The organism is Shewanella indica, from assembly GCF_002836975.1.
Lineage (GTDB): Bacteria > Pseudomonadota > Gammaproteobacteria > Enterobacterales > Shewanellaceae > Shewanella > Shewanella indica.
Genome location: NZ_NIJK01000027.1, coordinates 296,381 through 319,011 on the forward strand (window position 1 = coordinate 296,381; position 22,631 = coordinate 319,011).

Below are 22,631 nucleotides of genomic sequence, written 5' to 3' on the forward strand. Positions count from 1 at the left end.
TATATCCCAAGTTTCCAATTCAGCCCGGCGGCAAAAGCGGCACACTTTAGCCTGTTTCACCCTAAAAATCATCCCAGCATCAGCTTGTCGACATCCGCTTTGGGGCTGCGTTTGCCAAGTACCTTGCTTATCTCTGCCGTCACCGCCTTGGCAGTGGCACGAAAGGTGGTTAACTTGCCGCCGTAGAGCGTCAGCAACCTGGGATGGGAATAACGCTGGTACAACTGTACCTCCCGCGGCCGACCAAAGGCATCGCCATCGCCCTTGGGCAGCACCCGCATGCCACTGAAATGCGCCAATACCTTGGCTTCAAGCGCCTCTTTACTTACAGCACCCGTAAAACTGCCAGAGCCTCCAAAATAGTGCCGATAGATCCCCAGCAGATATGCAATCTCCTCTCGGGTGATCTGCGGAACCGGTCCCTGGCAGAGGGTTTCCGTGGTGCCTATCAGCGTCTTACCGTACCAAGGCATCACGAATACCACCCGCTCATCGAAGCAGGATTCCAGATAGAGCACCCCGGGCGGCGCTGGAATGTCCAGAAGCAAATGACTCCCCTGCACCCAGTCTATTGCCGTCTGGGCTATGGGCGGTGTCACCCGCGCCAGCAGTTCGTTGACAAAAGCGCCGGCGGCGTTGACCAGAAAGCGGCAGTGCAGCATTTTGTCGCCATCCGCATCCCGGTAACTCAGCTTACATCCCTGAGGCTCATGCTCTATTGTCAAACACTCGGCGCCCTCGCGGATATCGGCACCGAGCAGCCTGGCGCTGTCGGCCACCGCCTTGGTCAGCAAGGCATCATCCGTCTGGGCATCCCAGTATTGGAACATATGGGTCATTCCCGCCAGCTTGAGTCCGGGAAAGCTCCCCCAAGCCCTGGCGGGCAGGCTACGAAAGCGCCCCAGGCGGTCAAACTCGCTCAGCAAGCCGTAGAGGCTGAGGCCGGCCCTGAGGGTCAAGGCGCCGCGGCGACTGTCACGATAAACCGGGATAAAGAAAGGGACGGCCTTGACCAGTGTCGGCGCCAGACGCAATAACTCGCGCCGGGCCCGCAGCGATTCGCGCACCAGATCCAGTTGCCCGGATTCGAGATAACGTAAGCCGCCATGGATCAGTTTGCTGGACTGGGAGGAGGTGCCTGCCGCCAGAGTGGACTTTTCCAATAGCACCACGGAATAACCGGCTGCCGCCGCGCACTGCGCCACCGCCACGCCGGAGATGCCGCCACCTATGATTGCCAGATCGACCTGTTCCATCAGCCTCTTTCCATTAGCGTTGCAATTGCAGCCACAGGGTGTCACACAAGCTTTTCAGTTGTTGCAGCTCCGCCTGCGGCATGGCGCTGCGACACAGCATCTGCTCGGGCACATCGGCGGCGCGCGCTTGCAAAGCCAGCCCGGCATCGGTGAGCGTCAATACTCGCACCCGCTCGTCCTGTTCACTGCGGCCTCTTAACAGCAAGCCTTTAGTTTCCAGGCGTTTGAGCAAGGGTGTCAAGGTCCCTGAGTCCAGATGCAAACGCTCACCCAGCGCCTTGACACTGATGCCCTTGTGTTGCCAAAGCACCAGCATGGCCAGATATTGCGGATAGGTAAGATCCAGGGCATCCAGCACAGGCCGGTAGGCCCGCACCATAGCATTGGCGGCGCTGTATAGCGAAAAGCAAACCTGGTTTTCCAGGCACAGGGGCTCGTTTGACATATGCAAACCCTAAACACAATTTAATTGCGCACAATATACTTGCTTTTGTAACAAATATCGATCTATCATTGCCAGCAATTAGATTGCGCACAACTTAAATTAAGGAAACTACTATGCTCTATCACACTCAAGCCACAGCCAAAGCCGGCCGCAACGGCGAAGTAGCCACTCATGACGGTGCCCTGTCATTGACCCTAAGCTATCCCAAGGAGATGGGCGGGACAGGAGCCGGGGCCAATCCGGAACAGTTGTTTGCCGCCGGTTACGCCGCCTGTTTCTCCAACGCCATTTTACATGTGGCGCGCCTGGGCAAAATTAAGCTTGCCAGTGCGCCTGTCACCGCCGATGTCGGCTTGGTCAGTCAAGATGGTGGGTTTGCGCTGCAGGTATCTCTGGCTGTTACTCTGCCGCTTGCGCAGGCCGAGGCCGAAGCCTTGGTACTCAAGGCCCACAGTGTTTGCCCCTACTCCAATGCCACCCGCAACAACCTTGATGTGGGGCTCACTGTGAATGACATTAAGATCAACTGAAGCTCTGATATTATTTAGAGCTAAGGAAGGTGCGAACAAGTCCCATGTGTGCTCTGCGTCGGCTTACAGGCCTGGATGCAAGGCGTGATTCGCAGCAAATGGCTCTAGTCCTTTGCAAGAAGCACAACACAGCAGGCTGGCCCGTAAGCCACGCCCTTCGGGGCTTTCACAGCAACCGGCTCTCTGCGTTATCCGACTTCGACAGGCCCCGGCATGCCTTCAGTCAGATGCCTTGAATGCCAATTGCTGTGTAAGCCAGAGTGCCACGAGGACTTATTCGCACCTTCCCTAATATTCAGTCAATTTATTGGCAAGAATATAAANTGCCAATTGCTGTGTAAGCCAGAGTGCCACGAGGACTTATTCGCACCTTCCCTAATATTCAGTCAATTTATTGGCAAGAATATAAATAAATGTCGCAACAATTGAAATTATATTTGTTGCGACATTTTTCCGTCATTCATTCTGTATTATGACGCTGTCATTCAGCAAAGGTTGATATTCATATAAAATTGATTTTTCCTGGACAATCGATTAAATTTGCGCCTCAAAAGTGGACGTAAGCAATAATAAAGTCATAGTCAAAGGAGAATGATATGCGCGCCCTGATTCTGGGGTTACTGCTGTTTACCGGCGCGACCCAAGCCACCTGTGAGAAAAGCGTTTTGCTTGGCAATGTCGATTATGCCAAGAACAGCTCTTATTTCAGTACCCAGGATTCTTTGCAACTGGATAAAATTGTTGCTGATAATAGCGATAATTCAAGCGGCTATCTGTTATTGGAATTCAATATGGATAAGTCTATCGGCGATGAAGATTTACAAAAATATAATATGTGGCTTGCCAATAGACGAATTGAAAGGGTTAAAGAATATTTAACCGCAGCACACTTCTCTCACCCCATAGTCACTCGTATCCGCACGGCAACCCATAAAGACAATCGCGAAGTGAGTCTGCATTGGTGTAATAACCAACAGATGATGGCGACGATTGAAAAGCCAAGCGCCGCCGAATAACTAAGTACTTTCAAGATCCACAAATGAATGCCCCTTAGGGAAGGAGCGAAGTGGCTTACAGGCCCGTAAGCCGATGCAGGCACACATGGGACTTGTTCGCACCTTCCTTAGACATTGCGCTAGAGTTTAAAACGGCCGACTTCACGGCGCAGCGAATCTGACAACTCCGCCAACTCCTGCGCTTTGACAGTGGCGCTGTTGGCCTCCAGAGATAGGGTTTGAGAAACCTCACGAATCGACTCGGTATTACGGTTGATTTCGCTGGTGACAGAGGTTTGCTCTTCGGCCGCTGTAGCTATCTGGCTGGCCATATCGGATATCTGGGTGATCGCTTGGCTTATCTGCTCCAGACTGGCACTGGCCGATTCGGCATCCATCACACTGGTTTCGGCCATCTGATGACTCTGAGCCATGGAATTCACTGCCTTGGAAGCGGTTTTTTGCAAGGTCTCAATCATGGTCTGGATCTCTTGTGTCGACGCATGAGTGCGCTGCGACAGCACCCTGACTTCATCGGCCACCACGGCAAAGCCACGCCCCTGCTCACCGGCTCTGGCGGCTTCAATGGCGGCATTCAAAGCCAACAAATTGGTCTGCTCGGCAATACCGCTGATGGTCAGCAAAATGCTGTTGATCTTCTGTGAGTGCTCGTTGAGCTCGCCGATGATCTGACTGGCGGTATCCACTTCCTGCGCCAGGCTACGAATCGACTCCTGGCTCTGCAGCACCTGCTGTTGTCCACTGCCGGCCAGACCGACCGCCGACTGTGCCGTCTGTGCCGTCAGTTCGGCATTGCTGGCGATCTCCTCGGTGGCACTGGCCATTTCGGTCACAGCGGTTGCCACCATAGTGACTTCGTCCTGCTGCACTTCGATGCTCTGGCTGTTACTCTCGGCCGAATGGCGGGTCTCCTGTGCCTGGCCTCCCAACTGCTGGGCTATATCACTCATACGGGAAATCATGCCGTGCAGGCGTTCAACAAAACGATTAAAGCCGGCGGCGAGCATGCCTATCTCATCGTGCTGATTACGGGTCTCGATGCGAACTGTGAGGTCCCCCTCCCCTTCGGCAATATCGTTGAGCGCCTTGGCCAGACGTTCCAGATCGCGGAACTGGCTCTTGAACACCAATACCAGCAACAGACCAAAGCCCACCAAAAACAACACGCCCACCGCCGACATCCACCATGCCAGCTCAGTGGCCTCGGCCATGATGCTGGCCTTATCCATCACAAACATCAGAGCCCAATCTGTGTGAGGCACAGCCGCCAGGTAAAACAACTTGCTGCTGCCGTCGAATGCCATCTCATCCAGGGTATTGGCGCTGATCCTGGTGCTGAGCCACTGCGGATTGAAGGCACTGCCAAGACGGCTGAACTGCTGGCCGTTCAGCTCCTTGTCCGGATGGCTGATAATCAAGCCTGAGCGCTCAAGCATCACGGCATAGCCGTCACCCGGCACCTTGAGGGTTCGCACTGCATCTGTCAGTTGATCTATGGTGAGGTTAGCCGCTGCCACGCCCTGCAGGCGACCGCTGTTCATTACCGGCTCGGCTATGGTAACCACCAGCTTTTGCAATGTGGCACTGACATAAGGCGCCGTCATTATCATGGCTCCTTCCCGCTGGGCATCCTGATACCAAGGGCGAACCCGGGGATCATAACCAGCCGTATTCAGGTTGGGATCTTGACGATACATGTTGCCCTGCTCATCGCCGTAGTAGGTCAGCGCAAAACCGCTGGCCTCATGGACCTGCCTCAAAAAAGGGGTAATATTAATCTCAGGGTGCCTTTGCAGCGTGCCCTTGAGACTGCTGACCGCCTTTTGTCTATCATACATCCACAGCCCTATGCCGCTGGCAAAAGTGGTCGCCAGTTGATCGACCTCATGCTGGGTTCGCTGCATGGCATTTTCGCGAATAAAGGAAGAAGAAAGGCTAACCAGGGCGGCAACCGTAAGCAAAACGGCGCCCAAACTGACCAGCAGTAAGCGGGTTTTAAGCGTGAATTGCATAAGAGGTCCTATAAAAATTGTTATGGGCAATAAAAGTGTAGCGGCAAAAAAGTAAATTACTGAAGGCGCCAGGCGAGTTGGCATAATGCGAATGCGGTTTTATTACTCAATGCTTAACAAATGTCCATGTGTCTCACTTTAGGGACTTTTTCGAGTCTGCTAACAGTTTTGATGCTGCTTTTTCATGAATACCAAGGCCTTGGAGTAAAGTATTCCTAGGGCACTTGTAGCCTGAACCGGGCTATGGGTCATTCAGATACAATTTAATCCCTCTTGCACAGGTAAGCTTATGTTAAGAACCTTCTTTCTCTGCCTGTTACTGAGTTTCAGCGCAGGCCTTGCCGCAACCGAGAATTCGGCATCGCAGATCCAGTGGCAACAGGTGGATCAGCAAGGGCAGATCAAAATTCCTTTATATTTTGTCTGGTCCAAGACCTGCCCCCACTGCGCCGAAGCGCATCCATTCATCGACTCTCTACCGAAGCGCTATCCCTGGATAGAGCTGCACTCTGTGATGGTGGGCGCCGAAGGCACTCAGGATCTGTGGCAACAGCTGGCCACAGAGACAGGAACAGAAGCCCGCTCAGTGCCCTATATGGCTACCTGTGGCAAGGCGATAGTTGGTTATTCCAGTGAAGAGGTGACGGGCCAGTTCCTACTCAACCGCCTCAAAAACTGCTATCTGCAGGCGGGCGGCCAGTTGAGCCCGGAAGATATGCCGGGGCAAACAAGCACTCAGGCAAGCACAGGTTCACCCCAGGCGCCGCTGTTCGGCACCTGCGCCAATGACGGTGGCGACGGCACCTGTGATGCCACGGCTCTGGCGGCAGAGCCCGAAGTTCAGCCGGTAGAGTTGCCTCTGGTTGGGGTGGTGACACCTGAAACCATGTCGCTGCCAATCCTGACGCTGGTTCTGGCCGGTGTTGATGCCTTTAACCCCTGCGCCTTCTTTGTGCTTTTGTTCCTGCTGTCCATCATGGTCAATGCCAAGAGCCGCGGCCGTATGCTGCTGGTTGGTGGCATCTTCGTGTTCTTCTCGGGCTTTATTTACTTCCTGTTTATGACCGCCTGGCTCAACATCTTCCAGCTGTTGGGCGCCGGCAGTGATGGCGGGATGATTATTCTGGCGGCGGGGATCCTGGCACTGATAGCAGGCACTATCAACATCAAAGACTACTTCTTTACCAAGGGGGAAGTGACCCTCTCCATGTCGGCGGAAAACCGCAGCGGGCTTATCAAGCGCATGGGTAAGCTATCCAGCGCCTCCAGTTTGGCGACCATGATAGCCGGCACCACAGTACTGGCGATTCTGGCCAACGCCTATGAACTCTTGTGTACTGCGGGCTTCCCTATGATCTACACCAGTGTGCTCTCCATGCATAATCTGCCAAACTTTGAGCGCTATATGTACCTGGTGCTGTACAACATCGTCTACGTTATCCCACTGGCCATCATAGTGATCGCCTTCAGCATGACTCTCGGCAAGCGCAAGCTGACCGAGAAAGAAGGCCAGACCCTGAAGCTGATGTCCGGCATCATGATGTTGGGATTGGGCGGCACCCTGGCGGTCAACCCGGCGGCGCTGCAGAGCGTCAGCCTGGCATTGGGGCTGATTATCGGTGCCATAGTCGTCACCATACTGATTGTCAGCATTAGAAAACTGTTGGAGCGCCGCCGTAAGGCCGCTTGATAGGTCACTCCTTGAGGTATAGACCCGCAGCACAAAGCCGAGTCGCCCATTGGTGGCTTGGCTTTTTGCCCAACAAACGGGAATTAGGCTAAAGTCAAGGCTATTGACGCCGATAACAGTATCATGCCCGAGTCCCAACGTGACTCATTAACCCAGAGGAAAGCCATGACAGTTTCTCTCAACTCCCAGCCACTGCCGGTCAATATGGATACCGGCGCTGTCGGTGTTAAAGTCGCGCAACTGGCCAAACAGCAACAGGAAGCCGAAGGCGAAATCGCGCTGCAACTTATTCAGGCCGCCACACCGGCACAGGAACCAGCCGCTCCGGTTGGTAACATAGGCCACAACATCAATACCACAGCCTGATATTCCCAAGGTTCTGGCGATAAAAGCAAAAAACCGGCAAAGCCGGTTTTTTATCGTGCTGAACAATTACCCATCAAGCCGCTGCCGATTCATCCTCTGAATGGCGGATCAGGTAGTCAAAGGCTCCCAGAGAGGCGGTCGCACCGCTACCCATAGCGATGATGATCTGCTTGTAGGCCGAGTTAGTCACGTCACCAGCAGCAAACACTCCTGGCAGTGAAGTCTGACCGCGTTCATCGACAATGATTTCACCGCGCGGAGTCAACTCCACAGTACCACGCAACCATTCAGTGTTGGGCACCAGACCTATCTGCACAAAGATACCTGCCAGCGCAATATTATGCTGCTCGCCACTGGCTCTGTCCGTGTAGTTAAGGCCGATAACCCGACTGCCATCACCAAGGACTTCAGTCGTTTGCGCCTGGGTGATAATGGTGATGTTACCCATAGATTTGGCCTTGCGCTGCAGCACATCATCGGCGCGCAATTTACTGTCAAACTCAAGTACAGTCACATGCTCGACTATGTTGGCCAGATCGATAGCCGCCTCGATACCCGAGTTACCACCGCCGATCACCGCAACTCGTTTACCCTTGAACAGCGGGCCATCACAGTGAGGGCAATAAGCCACACCACGGCCACGATATTCCTGCTCACCGGGAACATTCATTTCCCGCCAGCGAGCCCCTGTGGCCAACAGGACAGTACGGCTCTTGAGTACGGCACCATTTTCCAGTTCTACTTCATAGAGACCATTGCTGCCAAGGCGAACCGCCTTCTGATTATCCATCACATCCACTTCATAGTCGCGAACATGCTCTTCCAGATTTGCCACCAACTTGGGGCCTTCAGTCGCCTTGACCGAAATAAAGTTTTCAATGCCTACGGTTTCGCTGACCTGACCACCGAACTTGTCGGCCAACAGCCCAGTGCGCAGTCCCTTACGGGCGGCATAGATGGCGGCTGATGCACCTGCAGGCCCGGCGCCAACCACCAGTACTTCGTAGGGCTTACGCTGGTTAAGGCTCTCGGCCTGGCGGGCAGAGGCATTGGTATCCAATTTACTGAGTATCTCTTTCAGGCTGATGCGGCCGGCAGAGAAAGGCTCGCCGTTCAGATAAACCGAAGGCACGGCCATGATGTTGCGCTGCTCAACCTCATCCTGGAACAGGGCACCATCTATCATGGTATTGCTGATCCGCGGGTTGATCGCCGCCATCATATTGAGCGCCTGCACCACATCCGGGCAGTTCTGGCAGCTCAGAGAAACAAAAGTTTCAAAATGATATTCCCCTGGCAGGCTGCGGATCTGCTCGATCAGCTCGGCCTCCAGCTTGATGGGATGCCCACCTGTGTGCAGCAGAGCCAGCACAAGTGAGGTAAATTCGTGCCCCATGGGCAAACCGGCAAAGCGTATGTCAGAACCCTTGATTGAGGTAACCTGCATCGCCGGGGTACGGGACAGTGACTGCTCGGTCACACTGACCAGGGAAGAGAGCGAGGCAATATCCTGTGCCAGAGCCAACAGCTCTTTGGACTTTGGGCTTTCATCTGCAGATACGACAAGTTCAACTGGTTGCTTGAGGTTCTGCAGATAGGTTTGCAGTTGATTTTTCAGATTCGCATCCAACATGATGACTCCAGAATCAGACTAAAGGAAAACAGAAACAGTGCGGGGAAAGAGGCTCCGAACCCTTGCAGGGGGAGGTTCGGAGCCTTCTGGGTCAGACTGGCAGTTTAGATTTTGCCAACCAGGTCCAGAGAAGGAGCCAGAGTTTCGTCGCCTGGCTGCCACTTGGCAGGGCAAACTTCGCCGTCGTGAGTGGCAACATATTGAGCAGCTTGGATCTTACGAACCAGCTCGCTGGCGCTACGTCCGATACCCAGGTCATGGATTTCCGCGACTTTGATTTCACCTTCAGGGTTGCTGACGAAAGTACCGCGCAGGGCGACACCGTCTTCCTCAACCAGCACGCCGAAGTTACGGCTGATTTCACCGGTTGGGTCACCTATCATTGGGAATTGGATCTTGTTGATGGTGTCGGAAGTATCGTGCCATGCCTTGTGAGTGAAGTGCTTGTCGGTAGACACAGAGTAAACTTCAACGCCCATGGCCTGCAGTTTTTCGTAGTGGTCAGCCATATCACCCAGTTCAGTTGGGCAAACGAAGGTAAAGTCGGCTGGATAGAAGAAAACTACAGACCACTTGCCCAGCAGATCCTGTTCGGTCAGCTCAACGAATTCACCTTTGTGGAAGGCGGTAGCTTTAAAGGGTTTGATTACAGAGTTGATGATTGACTGAGTCATTGTATGCTCCCATTTTCAGTTTGAATTGTCCGGGTCAACTTCATTGCTGCCCGTCGATGGAAGTCATATTAACCAAAGGGTTTAAAATAAGATAACGGATAAAAGCTGTTGCCTTAATCGGTTTTTCAGAGGAACTTGTGTCGGGAGCGAAAAAAGCGATTACCCTTCGCTCCCGGGCAAGTTATTGATCTATTGGTTCTCGCTGAACTTATGCTGTTCCAACCAATGGCTCAGCAGGCGTACACCATAACCGGTAGCACCGGCCGGAGCCAGCTGAGTGTCGCTCCTGACCAGGGCATTACCGGCAATGTCCAGATGAGCCCAGGGTTGATCACCGGCAAAACGCTTGAGAAACATCGCCGCCGAAGAAGCCCCGGCGCTACCTTCACGGCCTGTGTTGGTTAAGTCCGCTATGCTGGAATGCAGCTCTTCGCCGTAGGCCGGATCCAGCGGCAGGCGCCACAGCTTTTCCCCCACCTGCTGTCCCGCGTATGTCAGTTGCTGCACCAAAGGTTCCGAGTCACTGAACAGGCCGGCATACTCCACCCCAAGGGCACGCACCTTGGACCCTGTGAGGGTCGCCACATCCACTATTACTTGTGGTTGGTATTTCTCGCGGGCATACCAAAGACCGTCGGCCAGCACCAGGCGTCCTTCAGCGTCGGTATTGAGGACTTCAACCGTCAGCCCCTGGGCAGTCTTGATCACATCCCCCGGGATCATCGCACGGCCCGAGACCATGTTTTCCGCCAGCGGCATGATACCCACCAGATTAACCGACGCCTTGGAGGCGGCCATCGCCTTGACTGTTCCCAACACTGTGGCGGCACCGGCCATATCTGACTTCATCCGCGCAATCGAAGTGCCGGTCGCCTTGATGTTATAGCCGCCCGAGTCAAAGGTAATCCCCTTACCCACCAGCGCCACCGGAGCATCATCACTACCCTGCCAGTGTGCGACTACCAGTCTTGGGCCTCGCTCGCTACCTTTGCCCACGGCCAGCAACGCGCCCATATTGAGTTTGGCCAAGTCTTTGGGTTCCAACACCTTGACCTTGACGCCAAGACGCTTGAGTTCCTTGGCCGCATCGGCAAAGGACTCGGGATAGAGTTCGGCGGCCGGTTTGTTGGTCAGATCCCGCGCCAGCGCCACCCCATCAGCAATCGCTGCCGACTTGAGGTGATTGGTCTCGGCTACCTTGGGCTCGGCGACCGCAAAATGGTACTGTTTTTCGGTGCGCGGCTTGGCCGTGAAGTCACGATAGCGGTAGCTGGCCAGGGAAATCCCCTGGGTCAATTCGGCGATAAACCCTTGGCTATTTGGGATATCAGCGGCCCATACCGCCACCTTGGGTTGTTTGACGGCTTCTAGGTGATTGGACAGCTTGCCCCCCAGCAAGGCTGTCTCCCCCGGCGTCAGTTCAGCATCCCCAAGCCCGAGCAGCAGCAGGCGCTCTGCTTGGGTACCAATGGGGGCCAGCAATTCGAGCAGCTCGCCCTCCTGGCCTTTGAAGTTGGCGGCCGCAATGGCGCGCAGCAGTTGTTTGCGGGTATCCGCCTGCAATCCGGCGGCCGAGTATAGGGTGCCATCCTGATGCTGGAACATCACCAAGGTGTTGGCCGGGGCGACTTGAGTGGCAAACTCATACTGTTCGGCCTGTGTCGTCCCAGCGCCCATAAGGCAGGATAGGGTCAGAAGTTTTACTGCTAATCTTTTGTTTTTATTCATTTGTACTGCTTATCATTATTGAGGGGCAGACAAATATAACATCAGGGCTTTTACGGACTAGTGCCCTTAACAATCCCTTACAAATTAGCCTACTGCCAGAGTTCGAAGCGACTGAGAGAGCGGCCGAGATCGCAGTCCAGCACAGCAGACAAGCCGGCGGCGCCCTGTTTGAGCCCGGCACTGGTAAAGTTTTTCGGTGTCCTTGAGGCAAACACTACCCAGTTGCCGCCCCCCGTGAGGCAGGCCCGCACATCGGGGAAATGTTGCTGCAGGCGAGCCAGCAGGCCTCTGTCCTGACTGTGCTCTTTCCAGCAGTTGAGCACCAGCAAACCTTCACTCTTGAGCAGTGCCAGGCTCTGCTCGATAAAGGCTTGGCTCAGCTGACCGGCATCCACCCCTTCAGAGCCGTAGAGATCGGCGAAGATAATATCTACCTTCTTGTGCTCGGCACTGGCCAGAAACTGATTGGCATCCTGATTGATAAGGTTCAGCTTTTTCGACAGTGGCAGTTGAAAATGGCTCTTGGCCAACTCAAGCACCAGGGGGCGCAACTCAACCGCGGTCAGCTTGATAGCGGCATCAAAATGCCTCAGAGCATGCACCAAGGCGCCGCCGCCCAACCCCAAAATGATGGCACTCTTGGGTTTGAGGTACAAAAGCGCCAGCAGCATGGCCTGCACATAGGTGTGCTGCGGCACATGGGGGGCCTTTTTCAACAGTTTGCTCTGCTCGTCGTGTTCGCCGAAGGCCAAGATCCGACAGTCGCCATCATCGAGGACAGCGACGCTGCCCCATTCATCCTGTTGCTGCACTAAGGTGCGATAATCTGCCATGCTTGAATAATTCTCGGTTAGGGAGTTTATCCCCTGTGACAAAGTCGCTAGTATGCCAGCAAATGCCTTATTTCTCACAGAAGCATACGCCATATGACTCACAATATTCTGATTGCCTGCCTCTATCTCGGGGTGTTTTTCTTTCTGCAGCGAGCGCTGAAAAATGCGGTGCAAACCCTGGCGGACAAGAAACAGGTCAGCGCCGCCCGAACCAGCCTGGTGACCCGCTTTATCAGCTATCTGTTGTTCTTTGTCACTCTGTCGTTGATGGCCGTTTCTCTGGGACTCGGCTATCAGGAGGTTTCACTATTCGTGTCTTCGGCATTTGCCGTGCTGGGGGTGGCTTTGGTGGCCCAGTGGTCGATACTGAGTAACCTTACCGCCGGGGTGCTGATCTTTTTTGTGTTTCCCTACAAGGTCGGTGAGCGGATCAAAGTCGTCGACAAGGATGAGGATATTACCGGGGTATTGTTGGAAGTGGGGCTGTTTCACGTGCTTATCCGCCGCGACAACGGCGATACTGTTACCTACCCCAACAACCTGATACTGCAAAAAGCCGTGCTGAAACTGGCACCCGGCAATGCCTCGGCACCGCAGGCACAAGAGACAGAGCCGGAGCAACTGACCAAGCAGGATTAATTGAGCCTGCGCTGAAACAGCGCCAGCGCCTGCTGATACATCTGCAACGCCAATGCCGGGTCATAACGGGGATCGCCATCCCTCATAAAGGCGTGCTGGGCATTGAGCTCCTGCCAGCTGTATAAGGTCTGGCATTGCTCCAGCCTTTGCTGGATGAGACGGCGCCCTTCACTCGGCACATGGGGGTCCTGTTTGCCCCAGATCATCACCAACTCGGCGCGAATATCCCGGCAGCGGCTCAGAGAGTCATTCCCCGGCGCACTCGGGATAGCGCCGCTGTGAATATCTGTGGCATAGAGACAAAATGCCGCTGCTATGTCGGGGTTAAGGGCGGCGCGAAATGCCAGGTGACCGCCAATGCAGACGCCCATGGCACCAATCCGGCCGCGGCTCCAGGGCTGAGCCCGGATAAAATCCACCAACGCCTGAGTATCATCATCGTGGGCTTCCAATGGCTTGCTCAGCTTATCGCTGTTGCCTTTGTCCTTGCCACTGTCATCATAACCAAGCACAGTGCCCGGCGGATTGAGCTCGTGGAAAATCTCCGGCACCAATACCACAAAGCCATGACCGGCCAGCATACAAGCCATGCGGCTTATAGGTGCGGTTTCCTGAAAGATTTCCGAGTAAAAAATGATGGCGGGAAAACAACCCTCGCTATCGGGACGATAGACCCGGGTTTGCATGCTGCCGCTTGCCGTCGGCAGTTGATGAAGACTCTGTGTAACCAGCATGACACCTCCCTATGAGCATCTCCCCGATGCGGTAACCTCAATCTAGCAATCGAGGAGTCGGGTGTCAGTATTTATCTTTAGGGAATTCTTGCAAAGGACTAAGGCCATTTGCTACGAACCACGCCTTGCATCCAGGCCTGTAAGCCGACGCAGAGCACACATGGGACTTGTTCGCACCTTCCTTAGAAAAGCTCGTTACCCGAACGCTCACCGCTGAGGAGTTTCTGTACATTGGACAGTGTGGTGTGGGCGATGGCGCCCAAGGCCTCTTCGGTCAAAAACGCCTGGTGACCGGTAAAGATCACATTGTGGCAAGCCGATAAACGCCGGAATACATCGTCCTGGATCACTTCGTTGGACTTGTCTTCAAAGAACAGCTCTTTCTCGTTCTCATACACGTCCAACCCCAACGAACCTATCTGTCCGAGCTTGAGCGCTTCCATGGCATCTATGGCGTTGAGCAAGCCGCCACGACTGGTGTTAATCACCATCATGCCCGGCTTCATCTTGGCAAAGCTGTCTGCGTTGAGCAGATGGCGGTTTTCCGCCGTCAGCGGGCAATGAAGACTGATGATATCGCTCTGTTGGTACATCTCATCCAGTGTGACATAGCGAGCCCCCAGCACCTCTACTTGCGGATTGGGATAAGGGTCAAATGCCAATACTTTACAGCCAAAGCCCAGCAAGACCTTGATGGTAGCGATACCGATTTTCCCTGTGCCGACCACGCCCACAGTCTTACCGAACATGTTGAAGCCCACCAACCCTTCGAGAGAGAAGTTGGCATCCCGGGTGCGTTGATACGCCTTATGGATCTTGCGGTTCAGGGTCAACATCAGGGCGACCGTATGTTCGGCCACAGATTCTGGAGAGTAAGCAGGGACATTGACAACATTCATTCCCAGACGCTTGGCCGCATCCAGGTCGACATTATTAAAGCCTGCACAGCGCATGGCGATGATCCGGGTGCCGTTGGCGGCCAGTTCTGTCAGCACCTCGTCATTGAGTTCGTCGTTGACGAAGGCGCAGATCACTTCGAATCCGTAAGCCAGTTTCACTGTTTGCATGCAAAGGCGCACGTCGAAGTACTCTATTTGAGCCCCAAAGGCCTCGTTAGTACGGTTGAAATGCTGCATGTCGTAACGCTTGGCGCTGAAAAAACCTATCTTCATGCTGTTTATGACCCGGTAATTGGAATGATAGCTAAAAGTGTAAGTGAATTACCTAAACTTGTCTTTGCCTGGCACAGACAATCTCACCGGAAACATGATGCAGCGCAACAAAAAGAAAAAAGCGGACTCCTGACAGTCCGCTTTTTTGATGAGGGGCTCAAGCGCCCCGACTCCGTGCTATCGGAGAATTAGTTTGGCCTAGTGCTCTTTAGCGTACTTGGCAGCTTCAGCACCGGCGATACGACCGAAGGTTACGATATCAGAGATAGCGTTACCGCCCAGACGGTTGGCACCGTGAACACCACCGGTTGCTTCACCGGCAGCATACATACCCTGGATCAGATGACCATCTTTGGCTTTCACTTCTGCCTTGGTATCGATCTTCACGCCACCCATGCTGTGGTGTACAGCTGGCTTAACTTCGATAGCGTAGTAAGGGGCAGTACCCAGTTCACGAGGCAGGTTAGGACGCTCGAATTGAGTGTCTTTACCAGACTTCACGAAACCGTTGTAGCTGGCGATAGTCTTGGCCAGTTCGGCACCTGGAACACCAATTTTCTTGGCCAGTTCTTCAGGGGTCTTACCTTCATCAACAATGCCCAGGTGGACATAGTTTTCAATCTTCTTCAAGCTCTTGCGAACTGAGTCATCGAACACCAGGAAGGCGCTGGCACCTTTCTGTTTCAGGATGGCCGCAGAAGCCTTGTCACGAGTAGTGATTTCGTTGACGAAACGGTCACCTTCACGGTTAACCAGGATAGCACCGTTACCGCGTACGGCTTCAGTTACCATCACACCACCACGTGGAGACAGAGTTGGGTGAGCCTGTACCCATTCCAGATCGCGGGTATCGGCACCGGCTTGCATGGCAACATCCAGACCGTCACCGGTTGCACCTGGGTGGTTGGTAGCAGCAAAACCTTTCAGCTTAGGATCGTACTTGGCAACGCGGTCGTTGTTCTTGGCGAAACCACCGGTAGCCATAACCACGGCATCAGCCTTGATCACGTAGTAACCAGTGTACTTACCTTCAACCAGAACGCCGGTCACTTTGCCTGAATCATCTTTCAGTACGCGTACAACGCGGCTGTTCAGACGGATATCGGTACCGCGCTTAACAGCGTTGTCCCACAATACTTGGGCAACGTGAGCACCTACACCGGCACCACCGGTTGGACGGTGACTACGGTTAACACTGGCACCACCCATACGACCTACATCAGTCATATCGGCGCCCATAGAAGTCAACCAGTCGATAGAATCGGAAGAGTTGTTGGCCAGAACTTTAACCAGCTCAGGATCGTTGATGTTACGGCCACCTTTCATGGTGTCCTCAATCATGATCTCTTTCTTGTCTTTAATACCCAGAGCCGCTTGAGGCTTGGTTTCAGCAGCGTTCATACCGCCGGCAGCCAGCTTGGTGTTACCACCAGGGATAGGCTCTTTTTCCAGCAGAATGACTTTGGCGCCATTGTCGCGAGCAGATACTGCGGCGGCCAAACCGGCACCACCAGAACCTATGATAACCACGTCAGTGGTTTCACGAGGACCGGCTGCGATAGCTTTGTCTTGAGCATCTTTCTGCACATCGATAGGAACGAACTTACGCTCCCACTTGCCGCCGAATGGCATATCGAAGCCGAAGCTGTGGCAAGCATCACAGTAAGCAACTGATTTTTCATGGCCTTTGTGGCAAGAAGTACAAGCGATTTCACCGATCAGGTGAGACTTGTGTGGAGAAATCTTCAGATCTTTTTCACCGGCAGCGATCTCATTCAGATCACCGTGGCAGCTAACGCACTGAGCGTTCTCATGGGTCAGGTTGTCATCGGTTGGGCCTTTCTCGGAAACGTGGCAAGTATCGCAACCGCCCATCTCACCATGAAAATCCGCCAATACATCTGCGCCGGCATAAGCTGTACCGGCCATCATGCCGGAAATCAGAGCAGCCAGTGCTGTTTTTTTAAGTGCTCCCGTGAACATAAAGTGTTCCTCCACCATATTATTTCACATACTCATATATAGCTATTTCGTACTACAGTACTTTTTAGTTTTTTATACCAATTACCAAGGCTGTAGCACGTCATATCTCCCACGGCAGAAGATATCACTACCCCTTTAGTCATATATTTAACTGAGTCACAAAAAGTTTCCTGCTGCAGACTGCTATCCGCATTTCTGTGCACTTTTGCAGATTAGCTGGTCACATATTGATACAAATCACGGCCAGCGTACCGTATAACTGACGAAGTTAACGTTTTGATGTTCTGTATTTCCATGTGAGAAGACTCGACAAATACAAGATCAAGCATAGTCGCCAATCAGTGAATACTGCTAAGCTAACGAAAAATTTGTACTCTGGATCACAAATATCATCGCCATGGCAAAAACACAGATGTCAGAAAAGCAGTTTTGGCTACAACGCCTTTGTAAGACCAGCCTCAGAGCCCTGCACATTTTGGGAATAGTCGGTGCCGGTGGCGGTATTTTGCTGTCGGTCCCCAGAGAAAGCTGGCAGCTCTATTGGATCATGGCCATGGCCAGCGGCAGTTGCCTGATGCTGTGGGAGATAGTCCGGGATTGGCGCTGGCTTATTCAACTAAAAGGGGTGTTGACCCTGATGAAGCTGCTGCTAATCCTGTTGTTTATTCCCCTGGCAGCCTACAAGAGTGAGTTACTTGTGACTGTGGTTTTACTTTCGGTCATAATGTCACACGGGCCTGCGGGCTTGCGGCATTACTCTATAGTTCATAGACGCAGAATCGACAGTCGCAAGGAGATCAAAGGATGAATACCGCAGAACTGATCACCGCCTTTGACCGGCACACTGAGATAACACCTGAGCTCAGAGTGCTGGACCTGGCCTGCGGCTCAGGGCGCAACGGTCATTGGTTTGCCAAACAGGGTGCCGAGGTCACCTTCATCGACCGCAACCCCGAGAGCTTCGATGAGCTCTGGCGCCAGTTTCCTCACTGCCAATACCTGGAATGGAACCTCGAGCAGGGTGACAAGCCCGATCTGCGCCCTTTCGACGTGGTATTGGTGTTCAACTATTTACATCGTCCTTCGCTGCCCTGGATTGCCAAACAACTCAAGCCTGGAGGCCTGCTGTTTTACGAAACCTTTACTCGAGAACAGGCCAAGTTCGGCCGTCCCAGCAACCCGGACTTTTTACTGAATGAGGGTGAGCTACAACACAGATTTGCCAAATTCGAGACTTTACATTACTTTGAAGGCCATATGCCCGGCGGAGAAACGGGAATGCTGCAAGCCAAGGCGCAATTGATTGCCAGAGCCGTCCGCTGATCCGCCTTTATTCAGCTGTATCAAGGACCTTTAATGTTTCCCTATCCCGAGCAGTATCGGCTTGCCCTGCCCCCGCTGATCACCGCCTTTATGGTGCTCTGGTCACTGTTGACCCGGCCTCTGCTGGGAGATGCCAGCCCATTCGCCCTTTATCCCTTGTTGCTACTGTTTCCCCTGGTGCTGGGGCTGCACCTGCACCTTATCTGGCAAGCCGCCGGCTTACGTCGCCTGGATCAGGCTTTTTACGCTTTGGTACACGGCATTCTGGCTTTCGTGGTCTGGACCTTTTGCATTATGCATGTGGGCGGTCACAGCTTCTCCTAAGCTTGCAGATGAATAAAAAGGGGCGCGGTTAATACCGTGCCCCTTTAGCTTGGAAAGGGAGGGTTATTTGTCCTTCGGGTCGAGCAACCTTGATTCTTCGGACGCAAGAACCAAGTTTAAAAACAGGTAGTACACCAATACAAAAGCGCTCAGTGAACCGACCAAATAGAGAGTTACCTGCAACATGATGGCCTCCATTGATGGTTATAGATTGATGGACTCATCGGGGATCTTGTAAATCACACACTCTGGATACGGCTCACACAGAGATGGCGTATTGACTTCATCCTTGCCCTTGGTGGGTGTCGACGCCAGCAGTAGCGGTAAAGCAAACAGAGTAGAAAGCAAGGCAAACCCAATCGCATTTTTCACAAACTGATTCAAACTTTTCATCATCTTTTCTCCTGCTGGGAAGGGGTGGGCGCAAGCTGCGCCCGAGATTGCTTTAACCGTTTAGCTCGGTACTCAGGGTAAAAACCAAGCGCTTTGGTGGTCAGGCAATCAAACTTGTCCCTAAAGCTATCTCAGGCAGAGAAAAGCACCATAATGAAAAGGTGACGGAAAGGTGATGTCTTATAAATCAGTTAATTACTTCAACTATATCGGTATTGGCAGGCCCCAGTAACGCCAGCGATATCTGGCCGTCATCTGTCACTGACAGCAATCTTGGGGAAACTTTCTCCATCGGAATGTCGCGCTCCTCTCTCTTACCTGTATGGAGATCTATCTTGAGGATGCCCATAGCATTGTCGTTGGGCCGCAGCAACCAGAGTGCCTCGGAAGCCAGTTGCCAACTGCTGCCGAAGTGAGGAGTATATTGGTCATAAAAGAGTTCTTCGACGCCCTGCTTCAGGCGCCAAATCCCTTTCTTGTACAGGCGGGTAAAATAAAGAGTACCGTCGGCGGCGTATTTGGCAGAAAAGCCATCTGTCAGTAAGGATTGCTGCTCACCACTGTCCAACAGCAGGCTGTTTATCTGCCAGCGACCATCAACACTAACCGCTGCCAGCAATTCATTACTGCTGCGCCCCCAGCTGACATTCCGGACATTGCCCAGTTGAGGGAAAAACTTGAGTTCACCGTTTTCAGGGTTAAGGACAAACACCTGTTGGTTGAGACTACCGGCAACCAGCTTGTCGTCGGCTGAATAACTGAGTTCATCTATATGGGAAAAAGTGCTCAGGCGACTCAGCTGTTTCTCGGTGCCCTGTTCATCCCGACGCCATAGTTGTGGCAAGCCGCTGCGATTGGAAACAAAGATCAACTCCTTGCCATCGTGGCGCAAGGTACCGGCGGTATCACGGCGACTGGACGCCACAAAGCGCTGCGGCTTGGAAGCCTCATCGAAGGGCGAGGACCAGAACCAGATCTCCTCTTCAAACAGTTCGCCGACAACTGCCGCCATGCGTCCACCACTATTGGCCGAGGGAGAATTGATTTCCTGCAACACACTCGTCAGCCGGGTTAACTTGCGGGGTTTGAGTTGCAAACGGTGAAGTTGCCCCTCCTCACCTCTGTATACCAAGGCGTTGCCGCCTTTATCCCAGGCGATACTACGCAGTGGATACCCCACCCGCTGCAGGTTTTGCCAATCACCGGATTCAATATCAAAGAGTAAGATCTGAGTATCAAACCAGTTGATACTGCGCAGCACCGCCAGACTGTGACCGTCGGGAGACAAAGCCAGCGCATAGTCGCCGCGCCCCACCACATGAGGTTGACTCAACTGCTGACGCCGGCCATCGCTGAGGCTGAGCAGAAAAATGCGTTTGAAGCCTTCGACCCCATCGGCATCGACATAAAACAGCGAGCGGTTCGATGGGCTCCAGGCGATGCTGGTAGACTGTGTCGTCTGATGACACTGGCTGACTATGCGGCTGCGCATCCCTTCGTCAGTCAGCTCTGTCAACATGATACGGCAGCCCTGAGTTTCACTGAACGCCAAATAAGCCAAGGCCTTGCCATCGTGGCGCCAGGCCGGGTAGCGCAGACTGTAATCACCCACAACAGGAATGGTTTTGATGACCCTGTCGCCGAGTGACATCAGCTCAATATGCCATTTATCGGCGTTCAGTTCCCGATAGGAAAACGCCAGCATACTGCCATCGGGGGACAGACTGGGGTCCACCTCCTGACCATTGAGTGAAGTCAGTGGAGTCAGACGCCGGATGGCCACATCGGTCAACTCAAGCTGGGGGTTTTCCTGGGCCGGTGCCAGATAGAGCCAACTGGCGATACCCGCTGCCAGCACTCCGAAGGCGCCGCCCCAATAGCCCCACTTGCTGCCGCCTGCTGCTATCTTTTGCTCAGTCTCGGCACCTATCGGTTTTATTGGCAAAAGTTCGTCCGGCGAATCGTCATTGAGTGTCGTTTCACGCACTTTCGCTATTAGTACATAGCCCTGTTTGGGCACAGTCTTGATAAAACGTGGCGCTCTGGGATTATCCTGCAGATGCTGGCGCAGCAAACCGATAATGCGGTTGATGGCGTTATCCGTGATAATACCGCCGTGCCAAACCTCCTGGATCAACATCTCTCGGGTCACCAAGGTGTTGGCATGATGGATAAGACACAGCAATACCTGCATCACCCTGAGTTCGAGCCGTACTTGAGCCTCTTCGCGGCTCAACGTACTCATCTGAGGGTCAACCAACCAATCTTCCAACAGGTAACCTGAACGCCTTCCCATACCAATCCATTTCCAATTCAAACACTAAGATACTAATTGCCGCGGTTGTAAAAGAGAAGTAAAGCACTCAAATTAACCCAGGTAAGATATGGACAAGCCCCATGATGCTCTGCGTTGGCTTACGCGCCTGGATGCAACAACGCCCAAGAGCTTGTATCTGCCGACAGCCGCGGTTATCTTTGCCGTCCATTTTCATTGAGGCCATGACATGTCAGATTTTGTCTACAATCCACCAACCGAGCCTTGGCTGGATATTCTCTACCAGGACAAGGACATCATAGTCATCAATAAACCTTCGGGACTGCTCTCGGTTCCCGGACGGGATCCGGCCCATCACGACAGCGCCTATGCCAGAGTGTTGGCCGAACATCCGCAAGCACAAGTGGTTCACCGCCTGGACATGGCCACCTCGGGCGTACTCTTATTGGCACTGAGGCGCAGTGCCGAGCGTGAGCTGAAACGCCAGTTTCGAGACAGGGAAACCCAAAAGAGTTACTACGCCAGAGTCGCCGGTCATATCAAGGCCAACCAAGGCAGTATAGAACTGCCACTCATCTGCGATTGGCCCAACAGGCCCAGACAGAAAGTCGACCATCAAGTGGGTAAGCCGTCACTGACTCACTATGAGGTGATCAGCAAGGGACGCTATTCAACTCTGGTCAAGCTGATCCCCATCACAGGGCGTTCACATCAACTCAGGGTGCATATGATGGCGCTGGGCCATCCCATTCTGGGCGATGGTTTCTACGCCGACTCCTGGGCAAAAAGATTGGCTCCCAGATTGCTGCTGCACGCCGCCAGCCTCAGCATCCAGCATCCCTACTCGGGTGACCCCATGAGCTTCAGTGCACCTGTGCCTTTTCTCACGCCCGAAGGCGAACAATAACCGCTAACATCACCCTAGATGTTGAGCCAAAAGTCGCCTTAAGACTGGCAATTTTACAATAAAACACGTAAATTCATGCCTGATTATAAGCAATTTAGGCGTGATGCTGTGGATACATCATTTCAAAGAGATCAACTGGACAATCAGATCCTGGAAGCCCTGATGCAGGATGCACGAACTCCTTTTGCCGAGCTGGCCAAACGCTTCAGCGTCAGCGCAGGCACAATTCATGTCAGGGTAGAAAAGATGAAACAGGCAGGTATTATCACCGGAGCCCAAATATCGGTAAACCCCAAAGCTCTGGGCTATGACGTCTGCTGTTTTATCGGCATCAATCTCAAGAGTGCCGGTGACTACCCCGCCGCCATCTCAAAGCTCAATGAGCTGGAAGAAGTGGTCGAAGCCTACTACACCACAGGCAATTACAGTGTGTTTGTCAAAGTAATGTGCCAGTCCATCGATGCCCTGCAACACGTGCTGATTAATCGTATCCAGTCGATAGATGAAATTCAGTCCACCGAAACCCTGATAAGCCTGCAAAACCCAATTGTCAGGGCGGTAAAACCCTAACAACAGATAAAGAAAAGGCTGCCAAATTGGCAGCCTTTTTCAGTTTAAGACTCGGGGAAGTGCTTACTGCAAAGGACTAAAGCCATTTGCTGCGAGCCACACCTTGCATCCAGGCCTGTAAGCCGACG

22 protein-coding genes are annotated in these 22,631 nt (G+C 53.3%); 10 read left to right on the forward strand and 12 right to left on the reverse strand.

What is annotated here, in order from left to right; translation table 11 throughout:
- Positions 1–68: 68 nt before the first annotated feature.
- Positions 69–1,256: an FAD-dependent oxidoreductase gene (locus CX650_RS08335; protein WP_096140974.1), complete on the reverse strand. Its 1,188-nt coding sequence runs from the start codon at positions 1,254–1,256 to the stop codon at positions 69–71.
- A gap of 13 nt (positions 1,257–1,269) precedes the next feature.
- Positions 1,270–1,701 carry a transcriptional regulator OhrR gene (gene ohrR, locus CX650_RS08340; protein WP_101095550.1) on the reverse strand — a complete coding sequence of 144 codons (432 nt, stop codon included), beginning with the start codon at positions 1,699–1,701 and terminating at the stop codon, positions 1,270–1,272.
- Between the two features lie 113 nt (positions 1,702–1,814).
- On the opposite strand from ohrR, the gene CX650_RS08345 reads away from it, so the two are divergent.
- Both CX650_RS08345 and CX650_RS08350 read left to right on the forward strand, forming a co-directional pair.
- Positions 1,815–2,231 carry an organic hydroperoxide resistance protein gene (locus CX650_RS08345; RefSeq protein ID WP_025008945.1) on the forward strand — a complete coding sequence of 139 codons (417 nt, stop codon included), beginning with the start codon at positions 1,815–1,817 and terminating at the stop codon, positions 2,229–2,231.
- A 596-nt stretch (positions 2,232–2,827) separates the two neighbouring features.
- Positions 2,828–3,247 (forward strand): OmpA family protein, encoded by a 420-nt coding sequence (locus tag CX650_RS08350; protein WP_044735148.1) that lies wholly within the window; start codon positions 2,828–2,830, stop codon positions 3,245–3,247.
- A 119-nt stretch (positions 3,248–3,366) separates the two neighbouring features.
- Here the strand turns inward: CX650_RS08350 and CX650_RS08355 are convergent, their stop codons facing one another.
- Entirely contained in the window at positions 3,367–5,259 is a 1,893-nt protein-coding gene (locus tag CX650_RS08355; RefSeq protein WP_101095551.1) for a methyl-accepting chemotaxis protein, read from the reverse strand.
- A gap of 289 nt (positions 5,260–5,548) precedes the next feature.
- On the opposite strand from CX650_RS08355, the gene CX650_RS08360 reads away from it, so the two are divergent.
- Positions 5,549–6,949 (forward strand): cytochrome C biosynthesis protein, encoded by a 1,401-nt coding sequence (locus tag CX650_RS08360; protein WP_101095552.1) that lies wholly within the window; start codon positions 5,549–5,551, stop codon positions 6,947–6,949.
- Positions 6,950–7,114: 165 nt separating this feature from the next.
- Positions 7,115–7,315 (forward strand): hypothetical protein, encoded by a 201-nt coding sequence (locus CX650_RS08365; RefSeq protein ID WP_039035045.1) that lies wholly within the window; start codon positions 7,115–7,117, stop codon positions 7,313–7,315.
- A 73-nt stretch (positions 7,316–7,388) separates the two neighbouring features.
- Here CX650_RS08365 and ahpF read toward each other — a convergent pair whose 3' ends face one another.
- The 4 genes from ahpF to CX650_RS08385 all read right to left on the reverse strand — a co-directional run bounded on the left by ahpF (position 7,389) and on the right by CX650_RS08385 (position 12,183).
- A complete protein-coding gene (gene ahpF, locus CX650_RS08370) occupies positions 7,389–8,948 on the reverse strand; it encodes an alkyl hydroperoxide reductase subunit F (RefSeq protein ID WP_071238453.1) in 1,560 nt (519 codons plus the stop codon).
- 104 nt (positions 8,949–9,052) lie between these two features.
- Positions 9,053–9,622 carry an alkyl hydroperoxide reductase subunit C gene (gene ahpC, locus CX650_RS08375; RefSeq protein WP_028779456.1) on the reverse strand — a complete coding sequence of 190 codons (570 nt, stop codon included), beginning with the start codon at positions 9,620–9,622 and terminating at the stop codon, positions 9,053–9,055.
- 189 nt (positions 9,623–9,811) lie between these two features.
- Positions 9,812–11,350, reverse strand: coding sequence for a leucyl aminopeptidase (locus tag CX650_RS08380; RefSeq protein ID WP_101095553.1), 1,539 nt, complete (start codon positions 11,348–11,350; stop codon positions 9,812–9,814).
- A gap of 89 nt (positions 11,351–11,439) precedes the next feature.
- Positions 11,440–12,183, reverse strand: a complete 744-nt coding sequence (locus CX650_RS08385) for a spermidine synthase (protein ID WP_028779458.1) — start codon at positions 12,181–12,183, stop codon at positions 11,440–11,442.
- A 93-nt stretch (positions 12,184–12,276) separates the two neighbouring features.
- Between CX650_RS08385 and CX650_RS08390 the strand changes: the two genes are divergently transcribed.
- On the forward strand, positions 12,277–12,822 hold the full coding sequence (locus CX650_RS08390; protein ID WP_045283018.1) for a mechanosensitive ion channel family protein: 546 nt from the start codon (positions 12,277–12,279) through the stop codon (positions 12,820–12,822).
- Here the strand turns inward: CX650_RS08390 and CX650_RS08395 are convergent.
- The 3 genes from CX650_RS08395 to fccA form a co-directional block, all read right to left on the reverse strand.
- Positions 12,819–13,556: a dienelactone hydrolase family protein gene (locus CX650_RS08395; RefSeq protein WP_101058615.1), complete on the reverse strand. Its 738-nt coding sequence runs from the start codon at positions 13,554–13,556 to the stop codon at positions 12,819–12,821. The genes CX650_RS08390 and CX650_RS08395 overlap by 4 nt on opposite strands.
- Before the next feature lie 182 nt (positions 13,557–13,738).
- Positions 13,739–14,728, reverse strand: a complete 990-nt coding sequence (locus tag CX650_RS08400) for a 2-hydroxyacid dehydrogenase (protein ID WP_096140977.1) — start codon at positions 14,726–14,728, stop codon at positions 13,739–13,741.
- A 198-nt stretch (positions 14,729–14,926) separates the two neighbouring features.
- Complete coding sequence (fccA, locus tag CX650_RS08405) at positions 14,927–16,711, reverse strand: fumarate reductase flavoprotein subunit FccA (protein WP_101095554.1); 1,785 nt, start codon at positions 16,709–16,711, stop codon at positions 14,927–14,929.
- Positions 16,712–17,108: 397 nt separating this feature from the next.
- On the opposite strand from fccA, the gene CX650_RS08410 reads away from it, so the two are divergent.
- Genes CX650_RS08410 through CX650_RS08420 form a run of 3 tightly spaced genes read left to right on the forward strand, consistent with a single transcriptional unit; the run spans position 17,109 to position 18,358 of the window.
- Positions 17,109–17,519: a hypothetical protein gene (locus CX650_RS08410; RefSeq protein ID WP_101095555.1), complete on the forward strand. Its 411-nt coding sequence runs from the start codon at positions 17,109–17,111 to the stop codon at positions 17,517–17,519.
- Positions 17,516–18,034, forward strand: a complete 519-nt coding sequence (locus CX650_RS08415; protein ID WP_039035055.1) for a class I SAM-dependent methyltransferase — start codon at positions 17,516–17,518, stop codon at positions 18,032–18,034. The genes CX650_RS08410 and CX650_RS08415 overlap by 4 nt, the downstream gene beginning before the upstream one ends.
- A 33-nt stretch (positions 18,035–18,067) precedes the next feature.
- Positions 18,068–18,358 (forward strand): hypothetical protein, encoded by a 291-nt coding sequence (locus tag CX650_RS08420; RefSeq protein WP_028779462.1) that lies wholly within the window; start codon positions 18,068–18,070, stop codon positions 18,356–18,358.
- Positions 18,359–18,562: 204 nt separating this feature from the next.
- Here CX650_RS08420 and CX650_RS08425 read toward each other — a convergent pair whose 3' ends face one another.
- Together CX650_RS08425 and CX650_RS08430 are read right to left on the reverse strand one after the other, a co-directional pair.
- The gene (locus CX650_RS08425; RefSeq protein WP_039035056.1) at positions 18,563–18,754 is read right to left on the reverse strand and encodes a hypothetical protein; all 192 of its coding nucleotides are present in this window, start codon (positions 18,752–18,754) and stop codon (positions 18,563–18,565) included.
- A gap of 184 nt (positions 18,755–18,938) precedes the next feature.
- Positions 18,939–21,047: a winged helix-turn-helix domain-containing protein gene (locus CX650_RS08430; protein ID WP_101095556.1), complete on the reverse strand. Its 2,109-nt coding sequence runs from the start codon at positions 21,045–21,047 to the stop codon at positions 18,939–18,941.
- Positions 21,048–21,255: 208 nt separating this feature from the next.
- Between CX650_RS08430 and rluA the strand changes: the two genes are divergently transcribed.
- Positions 21,256–21,933, forward strand: coding sequence for a bifunctional tRNA pseudouridine(32) synthase/23S rRNA pseudouridine(746) synthase RluA (gene rluA, locus CX650_RS08435; protein ID WP_039035058.1), 678 nt, complete (start codon positions 21,256–21,258; stop codon positions 21,931–21,933).
- A gap of 108 nt (positions 21,934–22,041) precedes the next feature.
- Positions 22,042–22,503: a transcriptional regulator AsnC gene (gene asnC, locus CX650_RS08440; protein ID WP_039035065.1), complete on the forward strand. Its 462-nt coding sequence runs from the start codon at positions 22,042–22,044 to the stop codon at positions 22,501–22,503.
- The last annotated feature ends 128 nt before the right edge of the window (positions 22,504–22,631 follow it).